Raw genomic sequence first — 1015 nt, 5'->3', positions numbered from 1 at the left:
ACTGGGCGTTTCGTCCCTGACTCCTGAGGTCAGGTTCCGCGCCAGGTCGGGGTGGACTCGCCGGTGAGGCGCCGGGTCATGAGGCCGATCATCGCGACGTGGACCATGGCTTCGGAGCGGGCCGGAAGAGCCTCGTAGTCGCGGACCAGGCGGCGGTGGTTCATGAGCCATCCGAAGGTCCGCTCGACGACCCAGCGGCGGGGCTGGACGACAAACCCCCTGGTGGCGGGGTTGCGGCGGACGATCTCGACATCGATGCCGAGGGTTGCGCCGTATTCGACGACGGCGTTCTTGTAGCCCATGTCGACCCAGGCCTTGCGGATGGTCGGGTGGTCGGCTGCGACCGCGGTCAGCAGCTGCCGGCCGGCGACGTTGTCCTGCACGCTCGCGGCGGTCACCAGCGCTACCAGCAGCAGGCCGATCGTGTCGGTGACGATGTTCCGCTTCCTGCCCGCGATCTTCTTCCCGACATCAACGCCCTGCGAGGCGGCGGGAACGTTGGTGGAGGTCTTCACGCTCTGCGAGTCGATGATGCAGGCCGTCGGCTCCGGGTCGCGGCCCTCACGGGTGCGGATCAGACGCCGTAAGAGGCCATTGAGCTGCTCGAACACTCCCTCCTTCTGCCAGCGGGCGAAGTAGGCGTAGACGGTCTCCCAGGGTGGGTAGTCGTGTGGGAGGTAGCGCCAGGGGATGCCGGTCCGGTCGACGTACAGGATCGCGTCGAGGAGGTCTCGCAGGTCATGCTCGGGCGATCGGCCGAAGGCGAGGGCTCGCTCGGTTCGGGCTTGTCGCCAGGCGGTGAGGATGGGCTCGACCAGGGCCCAGCGGGCGTCGGACAGGTCGCTCGGATACGGTCGACGATCCGTCATGATGACGGCATACCGCGGGATCACCGTCTTGGCCATGGACCTCGTACTGCCGGGGACAGATGCCATCGAGACCGGCTTCTTGGAATGAGACAGGACGGAGTGCGCATCTCCGGCGGGCTTTCGCGCGCATGCGTCACACCGGTCAC

At 67.3% G+C, this 1015-nt stretch carries 1 protein-coding gene; it reads right to left on the bottom strand.

The window, feature by feature from the left end; translation table 11 throughout:
- Positions 1–29 precede the first annotated feature (29 nt).
- Positions 30–869 carry an IS5 family transposase gene (locus QSK52_RS39065; protein WP_285741037.1) on the bottom strand — a complete coding sequence of 280 codons (840 nt, stop codon included), beginning with the start codon at positions 867–869 and terminating at the stop codon, positions 30–32.
- Positions 870–1015 lie beyond the last annotated feature (146 nt).

This window comes from Kitasatospora phosalacinea, from assembly GCF_030268885.1.
Lineage (GTDB): Bacteria > Actinomycetota > Actinomycetes > Streptomycetales > Streptomycetaceae > Kitasatospora > Kitasatospora phosalacinea_C.
This window is presented reverse-complemented; position numbering and strand designations above follow the sequence as displayed.